The sequence below is a fragment of the Sphingopyxis lindanitolerans genome (assembly GCF_002993885.1).
Taxonomy (GTDB): Bacteria; Pseudomonadota; Alphaproteobacteria; order Sphingomonadales; family Sphingomonadaceae; genus Sphingopyxis; species Sphingopyxis lindanitolerans.
This window is the reverse complement of the sequence record NZ_CM009578.1, coordinates 2,783,733-2,800,162: the sequence shown is the minus strand read 5'-3', so window position 1 is coordinate 2,800,162 and position 16,430 is coordinate 2,783,733. Positions and strand designations below refer to the sequence as shown.

Sequence of the window (16,430 nt, the reverse complement as noted above, 5' to 3'; positions counted from 1 at the left end):
GAAGAGAGGCTATCCATTCGCCGCCCGCGTCAAATTGAGGAACACATCCTCCAGATCGGCCTCGCGGGTCGAGACGTCGACGATGCCGTGCCCCATTGCGTTCACCGCCGCGAGCACTTCGCCCGCGTTCATCCGGTCCTTGTTGTAGCTGATCGCGAGTCCGCGCGTCCCGTCGCGCTCGACCTTCTCGAACGCCGGGTGCGACGGCAGCACGGTGACATCGGCGTCGAGCGTCACGACGACGATCTTCTCGCGCGCCATGTCGACCAGCTCGCGCGTCGGCTTGTTCGCGATCAGCCGGCCATGGTTGATGATCGCGATCCGGTCGCACAATTCCTCGGCCTCTTCGAGATAATGCGTCGTCAGCACCACGGTGACGCCGCGATCGTTGAGCGACTGCACATATTCCCAAAGCTGCTGGCGAAGCTCGATATCGACCCCCGCCGTGGGCTCGTCGAGGACGATGATCGGCGGCGAATGGACCATCGCCTTGGCGACGAGCAGGCGACGCTTCATCCCCCCCGACAACGTGCGCGCATAGGCGTCCCGCTTGTCCGACAGGTGAACCGCCGCGAGCAGCGCGTCGGAGATGCGCCTGTCTTTCGGCACGCCATAGAGACCCGCCTGATTCTCCAGCGTCTCATAGGGGGTGAAGAAAGGATCGAAGACGATTTCCTGCGGCACGATGCCGATCGAATATTTGGCGTTGCGCGGGTCGGCATCGATGTCGAAACCCCAGATGCTCGCCGATCCGCTCGTCTTGTTGACGAGACCCGCGAGGATGTTGATCAGCGTCGACTTGCCCGCGCCATTGGGACCGAGCAGCCCGAAGATCTGCCCGCGCGGCACGTCGAAGCTGACCTTGTCGAGCGCCTGCTTGCCCCCGGCATAAAGCTTGGAAACAGCGTCGATGCGGATGGCGGCTTCACTCATGGCCGCCTCCATAGCCGCGCGCCCGCCCGCGCGAAAGCCCTCTGTCCGCGACGATTTTAGCGGAGCGCCGCGTTAACGCTAAATTGGAAGGTCGCCGCTATCACGGCCGATGTGAGGACCAGTCCTATCTTTCGCGCGCTGCGCGCGCAGCGCGGTTTCGCTGTTGTTGCGCTTTTGATCGCGCCCATCGCCGCATCGCCGGCGCTCGCGCAAGACAGCACAGCGGGCCAGGCCGACGTCATCGTGCTGCGGCCGCTTTCCTTCTTCAAGGTCAGCGACCTCGATTTCGGCAGCATCATCGCGTCGGGAAGCGCGGGGACGGTGCGGATCGGTCCCGACGGAACGCGCAGCCGCACCGGCGGCGCGACGCTGGCCGGCAATGACGGCGAGCCTGCGCGCTTCGCCGGGCTCGGTACACCGAATCGCCAGGTCAACATCTCGCTCGGCGCGAACAGCATCTGGATCACCGGCCCCGGCAAGCGGATGCGCGTGCGCGATTTCGAGATCGGCTCGACCCCGACCGCGACCCTTTCGACCACCCCGATACGCTTCACCATCGCCAGCGCGCTCGGCAATTACAACTTCCCCGTCGGCGCGACGCTCGAGGTCGGCGCGAATCAGGCCCCGGGCGATTATGCCGGCAGTTTCACGATCACGCTCAACTATCTGTAACGCGCTTCGTCGCCGCGGACATCGGAGACCGATTGCGGGCGGGCATCGCGCTTGCTAAAGGCGCGTCGATGACCCAGCCCGCACCCGAAACGATCCGCACACCCAAGACCCGCATCGCCTGCGACGGCACCGGCGACGGCCTCGCCGATGCGGCGCTCGGCCATCCGCGCGTGTGGCTCGAAATCGATCCCGATGAGGGCTTTGCCGACTGCGGCTATTGCGACCGGCGTTTCATCCTCGTCGGCGGGATCGTCGACAAGGGTTAGTCGACAAGGGTTAAGCGCATCATCACCATCGCGGCGACCGGCACGCCGACCGCCCCGCGATGGCGAGCGAAGCGAGGCCATGACGAACTAGCCTTTGCGCGGCGCGGCTGCATGCTTATATCGTGGGCATGACCAGTCCGACCGATCCCCGCCGCTTCCTCTATCGCGCCGACGCGCTCGACCCCGATCTCGCGCAGGCGCTCGCGCGCGAAGCGCTCGCCAAGGCCGACGACGGCGAGCTTTACCTGCAATATCGCGCGACCGAGAGCTTCGGCTTCGACGACGGGCGATTGAAGACGGCCGATTATTCGACCGACGCGGGCTTTGGCCTGCGCGCCGTGTCGGGCGAGATGACGGGCTTTGCCCATGCCAGCGACATCAGCGCGGGCGCGATCCGCCGCGCCGCCGAGACGCTTGCCCTGCTCGACCCCGCGAAGCAGGCGCCCGCCGGCCCACCGCCGCGCACCAATCGTCACCTCTATGACGAAGCAAATCCGCTCGACCTCATCCCCTTCGCGAAGAAGGTCGCGCTGTGCCAGCAGGTCGATGCCGCGGCGCGCGCACGCGATCCGCGCGTCGTCCAGGTATCGGTCGCGCTCGCGGGCAGCTGGTCGGTGGTCGAGATCGTCCGCGCCGACGGCTTCCTCGCCACCGATATCCGCCCGCTCGTCCGTCTCAACGTCTCGATCGTCGTCGAAGAGAATGGACGGCGCGAGAGCGGCTATTTCGGCCTCGGCGGCCGTTACATGTACGACCATCTGTTCGAGGAGGCGCAGTGGAACCGCGCGATCGACGAGGCGCTGAACCAGGCGCTCGTCAATTTGCGCGCGGTCGATGCCCCGGCGGGCGAGTTCACCGTGCTGCTCGGCCCCGGCTGGCCCGGCGTGCTGCTGCACGAGGCGGTCGGCCACGGGCTCGAGGGTGATTTCAACCGCAAGGGCACCAGCGCCTTTTCGGGCCGCATCGGCGAGCGCGTCGCCGCCGCCGGCGTCACCGTGATCGACGATGGCGCACTGGAAAGCCCCGTCGGCGGCGGCCGCCGCGGCTCGCTGTCGATCGACGATGAAGGCACGCCGACGCAGGAAAACATCCTGATCGAGGACGGCATATTGAAAGCCTATATGCAGGACCGCCTCAACGCCCGGCTGATGGGCGTCGAGCCGACCGGCAACGGCCGCCGCGAAAGCTTTGCCCACGCGCCGATGCCGCGGATGACCAACACGTTCATGCGCGGCGGCAACGACGATCCCGCCGAATTGCTGAGCCGCGTCAAGACCGGCATCTTCGCGAAAAGCTTCGGCGGCGGCCAGGTCGATATCGTGTCGGGCAAGTTCGTCTTCAGTTGCACCGAGGCCTACAAGATCGAGAACGGCAAACTCGGCGATTCGATCAAGGGCGCGACCTTGATCGGCGACGGGCCGAGCGTGCTCACCAAGGTGACCGGCATCGGGGACGACATGGCGATCGACGAAGGGATCGGCATCTGCGGCAAGGGCGGCCAGAGCGTCCCCGCCGGGGTCGGCCAGCCGACCCTGCTGGTCAGCGGGCTGACGGTGGGCGGCACGGCGTAAGCACGCCTTCTCCCCTGATGGGAGGAGAAGGTTCGGTGGGTGTGACACCCATCACTTGGCGCGGCGCTGTTCCACGCCTATGGACCATTCAAACAGAATAAGAATTGGGTCGCATTGTCATCCGCGAGGGACGTTCTCGCAACAGGGAGGATAGCATGCGTTCGAGTCTGCGTTTCGTTTCCGTCGCCTCTATTGCCGCGATGCTCGCCGCCGTTCCCGGATCGGCGCAGCAAAAGGCCAGCGGGCCCACCGAACGATATGAGATGGACGTCGCGACCGCGTCGGGATTTGCCGCGCTGGGCGCGGGCGGGCGCGTTGGCGTGGGCAGCGCACTGGGCATGATGTTCGGTGGTGGTCCCGACGGCAAGGTCGCGCGCACGCTCGAGCTGCGAATCGGGTCGAACCAGGGACCGACGGCGCCGCCGGTGCGCGCCGATCATTATTTCGAACCCCAGGCAAAGCTCGGCAAATCGCTGCCACTGCTCGGCCCCGAACCCGGCAAGTCGACGCCGAGCGACAGCAGCGACAGCATGGCCGACGGATCGTTCGAACGGCCCAAGGGGCGGATGCTGCTGTTCTGGGGCTGCGGCGCCAAGGCCGGCCCGGGGCAGCCGGTCGTCATCGACTTTTCGAAACTCGCGGCCGGACAGATGCCGCCGAACCTGTTCACCTCATCCATCCCCCGCATCCGCGAGGTCATGGCCAGCAACAGCCGCTCCTATGCCGCTTGGCCGAACAGCAAATCGTCGAAACAGCCATCGACGGCCTCGTCGCTGATCGGCGCGCACCGCATCGCGGGCAATGTCGGGCCAGAGATCAATTTCACCCTCGCCCAGGACTATATGCCCGCGCTCAACGCCTCGACATCGCAACAGGCCGATGGATCGCTGATGATCCGCTGGAACCAGCTTGCTCCCGCGACCGGCTATGTCGCCTGGGCCTTCGGTGGTATGGATCGCGGCGCGCAAGGCGGCGACGTCGTCTGGTGGACGAGCAGCAACGCGCGCGAATTCGGCGGCGGGCTGTGGGACTGGCTGCCCCCGTCGGTCGTCGCGAACCTCATCACCCGGAAGATCGTCATGCCGCCATCGCAGACGAGTTGCCAGATCCCGGCCGAGGTCAAGAAGGCGTCGGGCGAGATGATGATCGGCAATTTGAACGCCTTTGGACCCGAGGCGAATTTCGCCTATCCGCCCAAGCCCGCGGGCAAGGCGGCGTGGAACATCGACTGGACCGCGAAGGTGCGGTTCCGATCGCACACGATGCTGATGATCGGCGACGGTTTCGGCGGCCAAAGCGGGTCGAGCGGCGGCAACGAAAGCAGCCCGGCGCCCGAGAAAAAGAAGAAATGCAAGGGGCCGTTCGGCATTTCGCTGCCGACCTGCTGACGCGGCAAGCCGTGCCGGGGGCGCGGCGAGTCATCCCCGGTTAACGCACGGCGGCGTAGGGTGGCGACGGGTAGGGTATGTTGAAGACAGGAGTCGAACCATGCGTACGCTGATCCCCGCCATCCTCGCCGCCGCCGCGATGGTCGCCGCGCCCGCGGCCTTCGCCCCCGCCGCCTTTGCCAAGGACAAGCGCACGCCCGAACAGCAGCTCGAAAAGCTGCTCGAAGGCCGCGTTGCCGGCGCACCGCAGGATTGCATCAACCTCGCCGCGACCAACAGCAGCCAGGTGATCGACAAAACCGCGATCGTCTATCGCGTCGGCGATACCCTGTGGGTCAACCGCCCGCGCGGCGGCGCCGACCAGCTCGGCGACGACGATATTCTCGTCACCAAGACGACATCGTCGCGATTGTGCAGCATCGACACCGTCGAACTGCACGACCGCACGAGCCATATGTACAGCGGCTTCGTCTCGCTCGGCGAGTTCGTACCCTATCGCCGCGCCAAGGCCCGGTAATCGCCGCGCGTGCCGTTTGACGACGACAAAGAGCCCGCCGCCCCGCCCCCCGACTGGGCCGCGCGGCTCCTCGCCTTCTGGTTCGACGGCCACGGCATGGACGACTGGTACGGCGGCGGACCCGATTTCGACGCGGCGGTGCGCGCGCTGGCGGGCGATTGGCGCGAAGCGCTGCGCGCGCGGCCGGTCGAGGCCTTCCTGACTGATCCCGACACCGCGCTTGCCGCGGCGATCCTGTTCGACCAGGTCCCGCGCAATATCCATCGCCGCCGGGCCGAGGCCTTCGCGACCGACGCGCTTGCCCGCGCGGTCGCGCGCGGCATCGTCGCGAAAGGCTGGGATCAAGACTGGCCCGACGAACGGCGGCAATTCGCCTATCTGCCCTTCGAGCATAGCGAGGATATCGCCGATCAGCGCGAATCGCTGCGCCTGATGAACCAGCTCACCGACCCGGCCTTTCCCGAATATGCGAAGAAGCATTTCGACATGATCGACCGCTTTGGCCGCTTTCCGCACCGCAATGCGGCGCTGGGGCGCGCCAACCGGCCGGGCGAGGAAGCGGCGATAGAAGAGGGCGGCAATTGGTGATAGGGCGCGGGCCTTCGCTGCGCGGACAGGACATATGGCCGAATTCACCGACACGCTGACCGACAAGCATATCGCCTTCATCGAGCGGCAGCCGCTCTTCTTCACCGCCACTGCGGCGGCGGAAGGCCGCATCAACCTGTCGCCCAAGGGCTATGCCGACAGTTTCCGCATATTGTCGCCCAGCCAGGTCGCCTGGCTCGATCTCGGCGGCTCGGGGAACGAGACACATGCGCACCTCGCCGCCGACGGGCGGATCACACTCATGTTCTGCGCCTTCGACCGCACCGCCTGGATATTGCGCATCTATGGCCGTGGCCGCCCCGTGCTGCCGCGGGATGCCGGGTGGGACGAACTCGCCGCCCATTTCACGCTGCTCCCCGGCACGCGCCAGATTTTCGTGATCGATGTGACAAGCGTCCAGACGAGCTGTGGCTGGGGCGTGCCGCTGATGGAATGGAGTCAGGAGCGCGAGACGCTGCAGAAATATCACCGCCAGGCCGATCCCGAACTGTGGGTCGAAAAATTTCGGACCCGCGCGACAAGCATCGATGGTCTGCCGACGCGCCCTACCGATCGCTATATCGCGGGCGACGTCTGATGGCGCTCGTCGAACTCATCCGCCTGCCGAACGGGGTCGAGGCTGAATTGCTGCGCGGGCGGCTCGAATGCGCGGGCGTCCATGCGGTCTGTTTCGACGCGGGCATGAACATTGCCGAGAGCGTCGGGCTGATGATCCCGGTGCGCGTGATGGTGCTCGACGAGGAGATCGAGGAAGCGCGGGCGTTGATGGTGGAATTCGGCGTAGGGTAAACTCATGGCCGTCATTGCGAGCGGAGCGAAGCAATGACGATGGAGCGGCGGGCAACTCGATCGCTCTCCATTCGTCATGATGATGAACCATGAAAGACAACGGTCCGTCCCCATCCATGATCAAGGTCGCCAGCTATAATATGCGCAAGGGCATCGGGCTCGACCGGCGCCGCGATCCGGGCCGGGTGCTGGCGGTGCTTCGCGAGCTCGACGCCGACGTCATCGCGCTGCAGGAAGCCGACCGCCGGTTCGGCGCCCGCACCAGCGCGATTCCGCCATATATGTTCGAAGAGCATAGCGACTATGTGCCGGTCGATCTGCTCGACGGCCGCCCCTATGCGATCGGCTGGCACGGCAATGCGCTGCTCGTCCGCAAGGGGATCGAGGTCGAGGAGAGCCACGCGCTGCACCTGCCGACGCTCGAACCGCGCGGTGCGGTCGCGGCGACGCTGCGCATCGGCGACGATCGATTACGGGTGGTCGGCATGCATCTCGACATTTCGGGCCTGCGCCGCCGCCAGCAGGCGCGCGCGATCCTCCACCATGTCGGCGCGGGCGAAGCGCTGCCGACGATCCTGATGGGCGACTGCAACGAATGGCGCGCGTCGGGCGGCTGCCTTGCCGATTTCGGCGAGCATCACCGGCTCGTCGATACCGGGCACAGCTTCCACAGCCGCCGCCCGGTCGCCAAGCTCGACCGCATCTTTGCCTCGCCCGACCTCGAAGCGGTCGAGGCCGGGGTCCATCAGAGCGCGCTCGCGGCGCGCGCATCGGACCATCTGCCGATCTGGGCGCGGTTCAGGGCGCTGACTTAATATTCGCCGCCCCCGCGCAGGCGGGGGCCGCTATCGGAATAGCACAGAACTGCCAGCGGCCCCCGCCTGCGCGGGGGCGACGAGCACCTCCTGCCCAAAATTTAGGCAAACCCCTGTCCCACCTGCCTGCCGCGTGAACGATCCGGCGCCTGACTGGTGCCAATATCCTCATAAAATGTCGCCTTATGCCCCGTCCACGTAATTTGGCACGGCTGTTGCACCGCAACATGATGCCACAAGCAGAAGGGGGCATCATGAAGCTGATCCTGGCTATCATCAAACCGTTCAAGCTCGACGAAGTGCGCGAAGCACTGACCGGGCTCGGCATCGCCGGCATGACCGTGACCGAGGTCAAGGGGTTCGGTCGCCAAAAGGGGCAGACCGAAATCTATCGCGGCGCCGAATATGCCACCAACATGGTCCCGAAGGTGAAGATCGAACTCGTCTGCGACGACGCGCTCGCACCCAGGGTCGTCGAAACGCTCCAGCAAAGCGCCGGCACCGGATCGATCGGCGACGGCAAGATTTTCGTCCTCGACGTCGGTCAGGCGGTGCGCATCCGCACCGGCGAGACCGACGAGGCGGCGCTCTGACAATGAAGGGGGAAGCAATGAAATTCGCCAATAAGATTGCGGCTGCCGCCGGGGCCACCGCCCTCGCGCTGTTCGCGGCGCTGCCCGCCTGGGCGCAGGACGCGGCCGCCACGCCCGCACCCGTGGTCGACAAGGGCGACACCGCCTGGATGATGACCTCGACCATACTCGTCCTCGCGATGATCCTGCCGGGCCTCGCGCTTTTCTATGGCGGCCTCACCCGCACCAAGAACATGCTCTCGACGATGACGCAGATCGGCGCGCTGGCCTGCCTCGCGATGATCATCTGGGTCGTCTACGGCTATGGCCTCGCCTTCGGGCCAGAGGGCAATGCCGTCATCGCCTGGGGCAAATTCTTCCTTGCCGGGGTAACGCCCGACAGCCTTGCCGACACCTTTTCGGACGGCTTCAAGCTGCCCGAATATGTGTTCATCAGCTTCCAGATGACCTTCGCCGCGATCACCCTCGCGCTGGTTCTCGGCGCCACGGTCGAGCGGATGAAATTCTCGGCCGCGCTCATCTTCGGCGTGATCTGGCTGACGATCGTCTATTTCCCGATCGCGCATATGGTGTGGGCGGCGGGCGGCTTCCTGTTCGAGGGCGGCATGTTCGGCACCTCGCTGCCGGCGGCGCTCGATTTCGCGGGCGGCACGGTGGTGCATATCAACGCGGGCGTCTCGGCGCTCGTCGCGTCACTGATCCTCGGCAAGCGCATCGGCTATCAAAAGGAAATCATGGCACCGCACTCGCTGACCTTGACGATGGTCGGCACCGGCCTGCTCTGGGTGGGCTGGTTCGGCTTCAACGCCGGTTCGGCGCTCGAGGCCAATGGGTCGGCGGCGCTCGCGATGATCAACACCTTCGTCGCCACCGCCTCGGCCGCGCTGTTCTGGATGCTCGCCGAAACGGTCGCAGGGCACAAGCCGTCGGCGCTCGGCTTTTGTTCGGGCATCATCGCCGGGCTCGTCGCGGTGACTCCGGCGGCGGGCAATTCGGGGCCGTTCGGCGCCATCGTCCTCGGCGCGGTCGCCTCGGTGATCTGCTTCTATGCGGTGACCGTCCTCAAGCCCAAGCTCGGCTATGACGACGCACTCGACGCCTTTGGCATCCACGGCATCGGCGGCATCGTCGGCGCAATCGGCACCGGCATCGTCTATGCGCCCAGCCTCGGCGGCCCCGGCGGCGACGATTTCGCCATCGGCCCGCAGGTCGCGACGCAGATCATCGCGGTGCTGGTCGCGATCGTCTGGGCGACCGTCGGCACCCTCATCGCGACCTCCATCGCCAAGGCGGTCACCGGGCTGCGCGTCAGCGAAGAGGTCGAACGCGAAGGCCTCGACCTCGGCGAACATGGCGAGCGCGCCTATAATATCTGACGAGACAGGATACCCGCCGCCGCACTCTCCTCTTTCAAAAGGGCGGCGGGATCCTACCGAGGTTCCTCCTGCGAACCACTGGCCGGGACGCTCAGGCTCCCGGCCATTTTTGTGCGCAACATCGGCGCGGTTCCGCGCTTCGCCGCGCTTTTCCAAGCCTCCAGAATGACTGCACAAAATTTCAGCTTGGGTGCCGCAAATTTAGTCTTTGCAACATGACATTAATATGGCATTCAGTCTGTCATGAGTTTCAGGAGGGGAGAGCCTGAAAGGCTGGGCCGGGATGCAAATCCCGGCCCTCTTTTTTTGCCCGCAGCGCGCGGCCCCGCAAATTCGTGGCTATTCCGCCAATCAGGCCGGATGAATCACCGATCGCCGCAGTCGAATCCGCAGGCCGTTCCCCAACGATTCGGGAACGAATCCCAGTCGCCTTCCCATCGTCATGCTGAACTTGTTTCAGCATCCATCGCCTGCGCTCGCGTCCAGCGCCGCGCCGACGGAAAGGCCGGGCCAAAGCAGACAGGTTCGCAACAGCATGATCGCCTCCGCAGAGGCGAGCGCCGAATCACCCCAGCGCCGCCTGCACGAAATCGGCGGCGCGTTCGCCGATCATGATGCTCGGCGCATTGGTATTGCCCGACACCAGCCGCGGCATGATGCTCGCGTCGGCGACCCACAAACCCTCGACCCCGTTCAGCCGCAACGTCGGATCGACCACCGCGTCGGCATCGCTGCCCATCCGGCATGTCCCGACGGGGTGATAGACCGTGTCCGCGCGGCTGCGGATCAGCGCGTCGAGCGCCGCATCATCGCCCAAGTCCACCGGGTGCCGGTCGACGCCGGCATAGTCCGACAAAGGCGGCGCGGCGACGATGCGGTGCATCATCCGCACTCCGGCGCGCAAGCTCGCCATGTCGCGCTCGTCGGTCAGGAAGCCGGGGTCGATCAGCGGCGCCGCCGCTGCATCGCCCGACGCCAGCGTCACGCTGCCCCGGCTTTCGGGGCGCAACACACAGGCGTGGCACGAAAAGCCGTGTCCCTTGACCTTGGTCCGCCCATGATCCTCGAGCATCGCGGGGACGAAATGATATTGCACGTCGGGCGCGGGCAGGTCAGGGCGCGATTTCCAGAAGCCTCCCGCCTCGGCGAAACAGGTCGTCATGATCCCGGTGCGCCGCGTGCGATGCTCGAAAATCGCCTTCACCATCCGCCACGTGCCGCCCAGGCTGTCGCCGAACGGGTCGGCCGAGCGCGTCTCCCAGCTCGTCACATAGTCGATATGGTCCTGCAAATTGGCGCCGACGCCTTCGCGGTCGGCGACCACATCCAGACCCTTGTCCTTCAGGTGCGCGGCCGGACCGATCCCCGACAACATCAATATCTGCGGGCTGTTGAACGCCCCCGCCGACAGGATCACGCCGCCGCGCGCGCGCAGCGTCTCGCGCTTCGGCCCGCGCCGGATCACGACGCCGGTCGCGCGGCCATCCTCGACCAATATCTTTTCGACCAGCGCGCCGGTGCGCACCGTGAAATTGGCTTTCCCGCGCAGCGGCTCGACATAGGCGCGCGCCGCCGACCAGCGTTCGCCCGCCTTCTGCGTCACCTGATAGAGGCCGAACCCCTCGTTGTCGGGGCGGTTGAAATCGGCGGTGCGCGGCAATTGCAGCGCCGCCGCGCTCTCGACGAAGCGCCGGCTCGTCACATTGGGCCAGCGCTGATCCATGACGTTGAGCGGCCCGTCGGCGCCGTGAAAATCGTCGCCGCCACGCTCATTGCCCTCGCTGCGCTTGAAGAAGGGCAGCACGTCGGCATAGCTCCACCCCGTCGCGCCGAGCGAGGCCCATTGGTCGTAGTCGAACTGGTGCCCGCGGATATAGACCATCGCATTGATCGCGCTCGACCCGCCCAGCCCGCGCCCGCGTGGCTGATAGCCGATGCGGCCGTTCAGCCCCTTCTGCGGCACCGTCTCGTAGCGATAGTTGGACGCATCGGGGATGAAGGGCATGAAGCCCGGCGTCTTGACGCGGATCGTGTCGTTGGTCCCGCCCGCCTCGACGAGGCATATCGTCCGCGTTCCGTCCCCGGCGAGCCGTCCCGCCGCCGCGCTCCCCGCGCTGCCGCCGCCGATGACGATGATGTCGAACTGATCCATTCTCGCAACTCTCCCTCGCCACCCGATCGGTGGTCAATTGCGACTTACATGAATGTCATTAGGCGGGGAGGCAAGGGCAAAGCCAACCTCACTTCCTCCGTTCGTGTCGAGCGAAGTCGAGACACCCATCGGTCGCGCATGCCTTCACGGTGTCTCGACTTCGCTCGACACGAACGGGATTAAGGGGGCTATTCCGCTGGCTCCTCGACCGCCCGCCCCGCGACCCAGCGTTCCTTGATCATCGCGCTCGTCTGTCGGCTGCCGTCGTGGCTCCAGCCGGGCTCGCGCCACATATAGGAGAGCTTGTGCCGCCACGGCGCGGTCCACACATCCTTCGCGATCCCGACCCATTCATGCACCGCAGCCCAGAGGATGTTGAAGCTGCCGAGTTGCTTGACGATGCCATAGCGCACCGGATCGTCGTCGCGTTCGGCGACGAAGCTGCCGAACATCTTGTCCCAGATGATGAAGACCCCGGCGTAGTTGGCGTCGAGGTAGCGCGGATTGACGCCGTGGTGGACACGGTGGTGCGACGGCGTATTCATCACCGCCTCGAACCATTTCGGCATCCGCCCGATCGCCTCGGTATGGATCCAGAACTGGTAGATGAGGTTGAGCCCGGCGCAGAAAAAGGCCATCGCGGGCGGAAAGCCGATCAGGAACAAGGGCAGACGAAACAGGAAGCTCAGGCTGAAAAAGCCCGTCCAGGTCTGCCGCAGCGCGGTCGACAGATTATAATGCTGCGAACTGTGGTGGATGACATGACTCGCCCAGAACCAGCGCACGCGGTGCGCGCTGCGGTGGAAGGCATAATAGGCCAGGTCGTCGAGGAAGAAGCAGAGGACCCACGCCCACCACCAGTGACGAAAATCGATGCCGATGTCGAACAGGCGGAACTGATAGACCCACACCGCCATGCCGATCACCGCCGCGCCGACCGCTGCCCCCGCGACCTGGCTGATCGTCCCGAGCATCAGCGAGGTCAGCGTATCGCGCGCTTCGTAGCGACTCGTGTCGCGGCGGCGCGCGATGATCATCTCGGCGATCAGCAGCAGGATGAAGCCCGGAACGGCGTAGACGACGGGATCGGGGAGCTTATCCACAGTCGAGATCTCGCATCCGGCTCGCCCACATTCCCGCTTCCTTCCCCAATTGCAGCGTCACCGAACCGAAGGTCTTTTCCGGCGTCGTCAACGTCAGGAAATCCTTGTCGAGCCGCCCGACCGTCGCCGCATCGACCGGCCGCGCCGCGAAATGATTGCCGTGCGCGCGCACCAGCAGCATCCGCCCCTCGGCATTGCGGACGATCGCCGCGAAACCCGCGCGGTCGCGCGCGACTTCGGTGCCGCCGAACCCCGCCTCGGCCTCTTCCGCGAGGCGGATCGCGTGCCCGGCATCCTGAATGCGCGGGTCGGCGCCAAGCCCGATCCGCTTGACCAGCCAAGCGACGAACAGGACCGCGACGAGCGATACGCCGAGCTGGATCAACGCCGCCTGGTTCATTTTTCCCCCGCGAGCGCGTCCAGCATCGGCCTGAGCCCGGTCAGGTCATACCCCGCCTTCGCCGCCGCCGCGACGATGCCGTCGACATCCTCGCCCGCCCGCGCGCGTGCCAGCGCCCAGAGGTGCGTCGAGCGCGTTCCCGACCGGCAATAGGCGAGGATCGGTCCCGTCGCCGCGGCCAGCAGCTTGTCGAGCGCGTCGATCTGCGCGTGGCTGAACCCCGCTTGGCCGATCGGGATCGCGGCATAGGCCAGCCCTTCGGCCGCGCAGGCGCCCGCGATATGATCGCCCTGCGGCGCCGCGGGCGCCTCGCCATCGGGGCGGTTGTTGACGATCAGCGCAAAGCCCTGCGCCTTGGCGTCGGCGATATCCTCGATGCCGATTTGCGGGGCGACGCTGAACTGGGCGGACAGGGGTCGAAAATCACTCATAACCGCGATCTAATCTCACAGCCCGCTTGCTGACAAGCGTGAAGGTGTGCGGTTGCGATCATGTCGAGTAAACGCGAAGGCAGCATGGCGGCTTTGGGGTGGGGAGCGGACGTTTTGATTGACTGTCGATCGGCTGCATTGCAGTCCTTCCTTCAGAGTGGGAGTGATCGATGCAGCTTGGATATTTTGCGATTCTTTGGGCTATGGTGATGCAGCCAGTACCCCCAAAAGTCGTACCCATGAGCAAGGTGCATTTGCCGCGTGCTTCCGTATCTCCGGACGAGTACCCGGCTCTATTGACCTGCACGCTCGAAAAGCGATCGGGTGACATCGAGGCCATCTTGGTCGCACGTCAGAAGCTGGACTTGAAGGTCGGCGGCGGATCGACAATCCTAGGCGCAACACTTGCTCAATATGAAGAACTTGAGGTCGAGACGAGCGACGGACGGCGTGTCAGGCAGCCGCGATTATTGGGCGAAATTATAACAAGCTGTCACGAATTTAAGGACGGGCATCCCCTCGGGTTTGACATAGAAATGCTTGTCCGTGATTGGAAGAAGGCCATGTCTTTCGGATACTACGGCCAGTTGCTCGACGAACATCAATTCGCAAAATGTCTCGTCACATTCCGACCGACCCTCGTCACTCAATATATGAGAGCGGCCAATAAATCGGAAGCATCCGGTATTTATGCCGGCTTCTTCGAGCAGCCCATTTGCAAAACGGAACAGACGGTCAACCTTAAAGAAGGACAGGTGCGGTCTGCATTGAAAGAACTGACGAGCAACTAGGTTGCAACGGTTGCATAACGACGGTCCGCTATCGGTCGAAACCCGGCATTCCATGAGATTCGCGCAGAGACCGCAGAGATGAAGTTCTTTCCCCTTTGCGATCTCTGCGGCCTCTGCGCGAATCTATTCCAAGACCACCTCGCGGCCATGACAGCAATCGGTCGATAGCCGACGATCCCGCGCAACGCGCGGTTAACACTCAATACTGCCGGATCACGTCCAGAAACGCATCGCCCCATGCTTCGAGTTTCTTGGCCCCGACGCCGGGAATCGTCCCCAGGTCCGCGCGCGTCGCCGGGCGCTCGCTCGCCATCGCGCGCAGCGCAGCGTCGTGGAAGATCACATAGGGCGGCACCTGAGCCTCCGCGGCCAGTTCGCGGCGCATCGCGCGGAGCGCGTCGAACAGCGGATCGCCGACCGGGTTCGCCGCTGCGCCGTCGCCGCGCCGCGCCGCGCGCCCACCGTCGCGCTGGGTCCGGCGGACCGGCGGCTCGGCGATCAGCACCGGCGTCTCGCCCTTCATCATCGCGCGCGCCGCCGGGCCGAACATCAGCCCGCCATGCTCGGTCGTTTCCAGCGCCTCGCGCGCGACGAGTGTGCGGACGAGCGGTTTGATCAGCCGCGCCTCCTCGCCCTCGACGATCCCGAACACCGACAATTTGTCGTGCCCGCGCTGGGCGATGCGCTCGTCGCGCTTGCCGGTCAGCACCGCCTCGACATGCCCGGCGCCAAAGCTTTGCCCGGTGCGATAGACCGCCGAGAGCAGTTTCTGCGCAAGCACCGTCGCGTCGAGCTGCTTCGGCGGGTCGAGGCAGGTGTCGCAATTGCCGCAGCGCTCGGGCGGATTTTCGCCGAAATGCCGCAGCAGCAGCGCGCGGCGACACTCGACCGTCTCGACCAGTGCCCCCAGCGCATTGAGCCGCGCCCGCTCGCCCGCCATGCGCGCCTCGGGCAGTTCGCCGAGCCGCATCCGCGCCCGCGCGAAATCGTCGGCGCCCCACAGCATCAGCGCCTCGGCGGGGTCGCCGTCGCGCCCCGCGCGTCCCGTTTCCTGATAATAGCTCTCGATCGATTTGGGCAGCCCCGCGTGCGCGACGAAGCGCACGTCGGGCTTGTCGATCCCCATGCCGAACGCGACCGTCGCGGTGACGATCCCGTCCTCCGACGCGACAAAATCATGCTGGACGCGCGCGCGCCGTTCGGGGTCGAGCCCGGCGTGATAGGCGGCGACCGGCCGCCCCGTCGCCGCCGCGAGCTTTGCCGCCATGCGCTCGGTCCCGTCGCGGGTCGGGCAATAGACGATCCCCGGCCCCGGATTGGCGACGATGAAGTCGGTGAGCTGCTTTGCCGGGCTCACCCGCGGCGCCACGCGATAGCGGATGTTGGGCCGGTCGAAGCCCGCGAGCACCAGCCCTTCGGCCGGGATGCCGAGCTGGACGAGGATATCCTCGCGCGTGTGCCGGTCGGCGGTCGCGGTCAGCGCGAGCCGCGGCACCGCCGGATAGGCGTCGAGCAGGGGTCTGAGCAGCCGATAGTCGGGGCGGAAATCATGCCCCCATTCGGACACGCAATGCGCCTCGTCGATCGCGAACAGCGCCGGAGTGCGCGCTTCCATCAGCGCGCGAAATCCCTCGCCCGTCGCGCGCTCGGGCGCGATGTAGAGGAGGTCGAGTTGGCCGTCGCGATACGCCTGCCGCGTTTCGGCGAAGTCGGCATCGACGCTGGTCAGCGACGCCGCGCTTATCCCCGCCGCGCGCGCGCCGCGCAACTGGTCGTGCATCAGCGCGATCAGCGGCGACACGACGACGACGCAGCCGTCGAGCGCCACGGCGGGAAGCTGATAGGTCAGCGACTTGCCCGCCCCCGTCGGCATCACCGCGAGCGTCCGCTCGCCCGCCATCACGCGGTCGACCACCTCGGCCTGGCGGCCGCGGAAAGCGTCGAAACCGAAGGTGGATTTAAGGAGCGGAAGGAGTGCGTCGGCAGACATCGTGGGTGGGCGATAGGGCGGATGGCGATGCGGG

18 protein-coding genes are annotated in these 16,430 nt (G+C 65.8%); 12 read left to right on the top strand and 6 right to left on the bottom strand.

Translation table 11 applies throughout. The features are described 5' to 3' along the window. Positions 1-9: 9 nt before the first annotated feature. The gene (locus CVO77_RS13465; protein ID WP_106000830.1) at positions 10-933 is read right to left on the bottom strand and encodes an ABC transporter ATP-binding protein; all 924 of its coding nucleotides are present in this window, start codon (positions 931-933) and stop codon (positions 10-12) included. 111 nt (positions 934-1,044) lie between these two features. Here CVO77_RS13465 and CVO77_RS13460 point away from each other — a divergent pair, with 111 nt between their 5' ends. From CVO77_RS13460 to CVO77_RS13410, 11 genes are all read left to right on the top strand, one after another. Beyond that, on the top strand, positions 1,045-1,605 hold the full coding sequence (locus CVO77_RS13460) for a DUF4402 domain-containing protein (protein ID WP_105999473.1): 561 nt from the start codon (positions 1,045-1,047) through the stop codon (positions 1,603-1,605). A 68-nt stretch (positions 1,606-1,673) separates the two neighbouring features. Continuing rightward, the gene (locus CVO77_RS13455) at positions 1,674-1,871 is read left to right on the top strand and encodes a zinc-finger domain-containing protein (RefSeq protein WP_106000829.1); all 198 of its coding nucleotides are present in this window, start codon (positions 1,674-1,676) and stop codon (positions 1,869-1,871) included. Positions 1,872-1,999: 128 nt separating this feature from the next. Next, on the top strand, positions 2,000-3,442 hold the full coding sequence (gene tldD, locus CVO77_RS13450) for a metalloprotease TldD (protein WP_105999472.1): 1,443 nt from the start codon (positions 2,000-2,002) through the stop codon (positions 3,440-3,442). A gap of 155 nt (positions 3,443-3,597) precedes the next feature. Next, positions 3,598-4,830, top strand: coding sequence for a hypothetical protein (locus tag CVO77_RS13445; protein WP_105999471.1), 1,233 nt, complete (start codon positions 3,598-3,600; stop codon positions 4,828-4,830). Positions 4,831-4,930: 100 nt separating this feature from the next. Then, positions 4,931-5,347, top strand: coding sequence for a hypothetical protein (locus CVO77_RS13440; protein ID WP_192878825.1), 417 nt, complete (start codon positions 4,931-4,933; stop codon positions 5,345-5,347). A gap of 9 nt (positions 5,348-5,356) precedes the next feature. Then, positions 5,357-5,935 (top strand): DUF924 family protein, encoded by a 579-nt coding sequence (locus tag CVO77_RS13435; protein WP_242445941.1) that lies wholly within the window; start codon positions 5,357-5,359, stop codon positions 5,933-5,935. Between the two features lie 34 nt (positions 5,936-5,969). Continuing rightward, complete coding sequence (locus tag CVO77_RS13430) at positions 5,970-6,533, top strand: pyridoxamine 5'-phosphate oxidase family protein (RefSeq protein WP_105999470.1); 564 nt, start codon at positions 5,970-5,972, stop codon at positions 6,531-6,533. After that, complete coding sequence (locus tag CVO77_RS13425) at positions 6,533-6,745, top strand: putative signal transducing protein (RefSeq protein WP_105999469.1); 213 nt, start codon at positions 6,533-6,535, stop codon at positions 6,743-6,745. Before CVO77_RS13430 ends, CVO77_RS13425 begins: the two co-directional genes overlap by 1 nt. A 116-nt stretch (positions 6,746-6,861) precedes the next feature. After that, complete coding sequence (locus tag CVO77_RS13420) at positions 6,862-7,560, top strand: endonuclease/exonuclease/phosphatase family protein (RefSeq protein ID WP_105999468.1); 699 nt, start codon at positions 6,862-6,864, stop codon at positions 7,558-7,560. A 254-nt stretch (positions 7,561-7,814) separates the two neighbouring features. After that, positions 7,815-8,153, top strand: coding sequence for a P-II family nitrogen regulator (locus CVO77_RS13415; protein ID WP_105999467.1), 339 nt, complete (start codon positions 7,815-7,817; stop codon positions 8,151-8,153). Positions 8,154-8,170: 17 nt separating this feature from the next. Beyond that, positions 8,171-9,529, top strand: coding sequence for an ammonium transporter (locus tag CVO77_RS13410; protein ID WP_106000826.1), 1,359 nt, complete (start codon positions 8,171-8,173; stop codon positions 9,527-9,529). 565 nt (positions 9,530-10,094) lie between these two features. On the opposite strand, the gene CVO77_RS13405 is transcribed toward CVO77_RS13410, so the two are convergent. From CVO77_RS13405 to CVO77_RS13385, 4 genes are all read right to left on the bottom strand, one after another. Continuing rightward, complete coding sequence (locus CVO77_RS13405) at positions 10,095-11,681, bottom strand: GMC family oxidoreductase (RefSeq protein ID WP_105999466.1); 1,587 nt, start codon at positions 11,679-11,681, stop codon at positions 10,095-10,097. Positions 11,682-11,869: 188 nt separating this feature from the next. Further along, the gene (locus tag CVO77_RS13395; RefSeq protein WP_105999464.1) at positions 11,870-12,784 is read right to left on the bottom strand and encodes a sterol desaturase family protein; all 915 of its coding nucleotides are present in this window, start codon (positions 12,782-12,784) and stop codon (positions 11,870-11,872) included. Further along, complete coding sequence (locus tag CVO77_RS13390; RefSeq protein WP_105999463.1) at positions 12,777-13,184, bottom strand: hypothetical protein; 408 nt, start codon at positions 13,182-13,184, stop codon at positions 12,777-12,779. The genes CVO77_RS13395 and CVO77_RS13390 overlap by 8 nt, the downstream gene beginning before the upstream one ends. Next, entirely contained in the window at positions 13,181-13,615 is a 435-nt protein-coding gene (locus CVO77_RS13385; protein WP_105999462.1) for a protein tyrosine phosphatase family protein, read from the bottom strand. The genes CVO77_RS13390 and CVO77_RS13385 overlap by 4 nt, the downstream gene beginning before the upstream one ends. Before the next feature lie 170 nt (positions 13,616-13,785). Here CVO77_RS13385 and CVO77_RS13380 point away from each other — a divergent pair, with 170 nt between their 5' ends. Further along, complete coding sequence (locus tag CVO77_RS13380) at positions 13,786-14,406, top strand: hypothetical protein (RefSeq protein ID WP_146130874.1); 621 nt, start codon at positions 13,786-13,788, stop codon at positions 14,404-14,406. 199 nt (positions 14,407-14,605) lie between these two features. On the opposite strand, the gene recQ is transcribed toward CVO77_RS13380, so the two are convergent. Beyond that, positions 14,606-16,396, bottom strand: a complete 1,791-nt coding sequence (recQ, locus tag CVO77_RS13375; protein WP_106000825.1) for a DNA helicase RecQ — start codon at positions 16,394-16,396, stop codon at positions 14,606-14,608. Between the last annotated feature and the right edge of the window lie 34 nt (positions 16,397-16,430).

What these genes read in the sequence shown, in the direction of transcription:
- CVO77_RS13410 (WP_106000826.1), top strand. Translation starts at nt 8,171, where the DNA reads ATGAAATTCGCCAATAAGATTGCGGCTGCCGCCGGGGCCACCGCCCTC.
- tldD (WP_105999472.1), top strand. Translation starts at nt 2,000, where the DNA reads ATGACCAGTCCGACCGATCCCCGCCGCTTCCTCTATCGCGCCGACGCG.
- CVO77_RS13380 (WP_146130874.1), top strand. Translation starts at nt 13,786, where the DNA reads ATGCAGCTTGGATATTTTGCGATTCTTTGGGCTATGGTGATGCAGCCA.
- CVO77_RS13385 (WP_105999462.1), bottom strand. Translation starts at nt 13,615, where the DNA reads ATGAGTGATTTTCGACCCCTGTCCGCCCAGTTCAGCGTCGCCCCGCAA.
- CVO77_RS13430 (WP_105999470.1), top strand. Translation starts at nt 5,970, where the DNA reads ATGGCCGAATTCACCGACACGCTGACCGACAAGCATATCGCCTTCATC.
- CVO77_RS13465 (WP_106000830.1), bottom strand. Translation starts at nt 933, where the DNA reads ATGAGTGAAGCCGCCATCCGCATCGACGCTGTTTCCAAGCTTTATGCC.
- CVO77_RS13440 (WP_192878825.1), top strand. Translation starts at nt 4,931, where the DNA reads ATGCGTACGCTGATCCCCGCCATCCTCGCCGCCGCCGCGATGGTCGCC.
- CVO77_RS13425 (WP_105999469.1), top strand. Translation starts at nt 6,533, where the DNA reads ATGGCGCTCGTCGAACTCATCCGCCTGCCGAACGGGGTCGAGGCTGAA.
- CVO77_RS13455 (WP_106000829.1), top strand. Translation starts at nt 1,674, where the DNA reads ATGACCCAGCCCGCACCCGAAACGATCCGCACACCCAAGACCCGCATC.
- CVO77_RS13445 (WP_105999471.1), top strand. Translation starts at nt 3,598, where the DNA reads ATGCGTTCGAGTCTGCGTTTCGTTTCCGTCGCCTCTATTGCCGCGATG.
- recQ (WP_106000825.1), bottom strand. Translation starts at nt 16,396, where the DNA reads ATGTCTGCCGACGCACTCCTTCCGCTCCTTAAATCCACCTTCGGTTTC.
- CVO77_RS13390 (WP_105999463.1), bottom strand. Translation starts at nt 13,184, where the DNA reads ATGAACCAGGCGGCGTTGATCCAGCTCGGCGTATCGCTCGTCGCGGTC.
- CVO77_RS13415 (WP_105999467.1), top strand. Translation starts at nt 7,815, where the DNA reads ATGAAGCTGATCCTGGCTATCATCAAACCGTTCAAGCTCGACGAAGTG.
- CVO77_RS13420 (WP_105999468.1), top strand. Translation starts at nt 6,862, where the DNA reads ATGATCAAGGTCGCCAGCTATAATATGCGCAAGGGCATCGGGCTCGAC.
- CVO77_RS13405 (WP_105999466.1), bottom strand. Translation starts at nt 11,681, where the DNA reads ATGGATCAGTTCGACATCATCGTCATCGGCGGCGGCAGCGCGGGGAGC.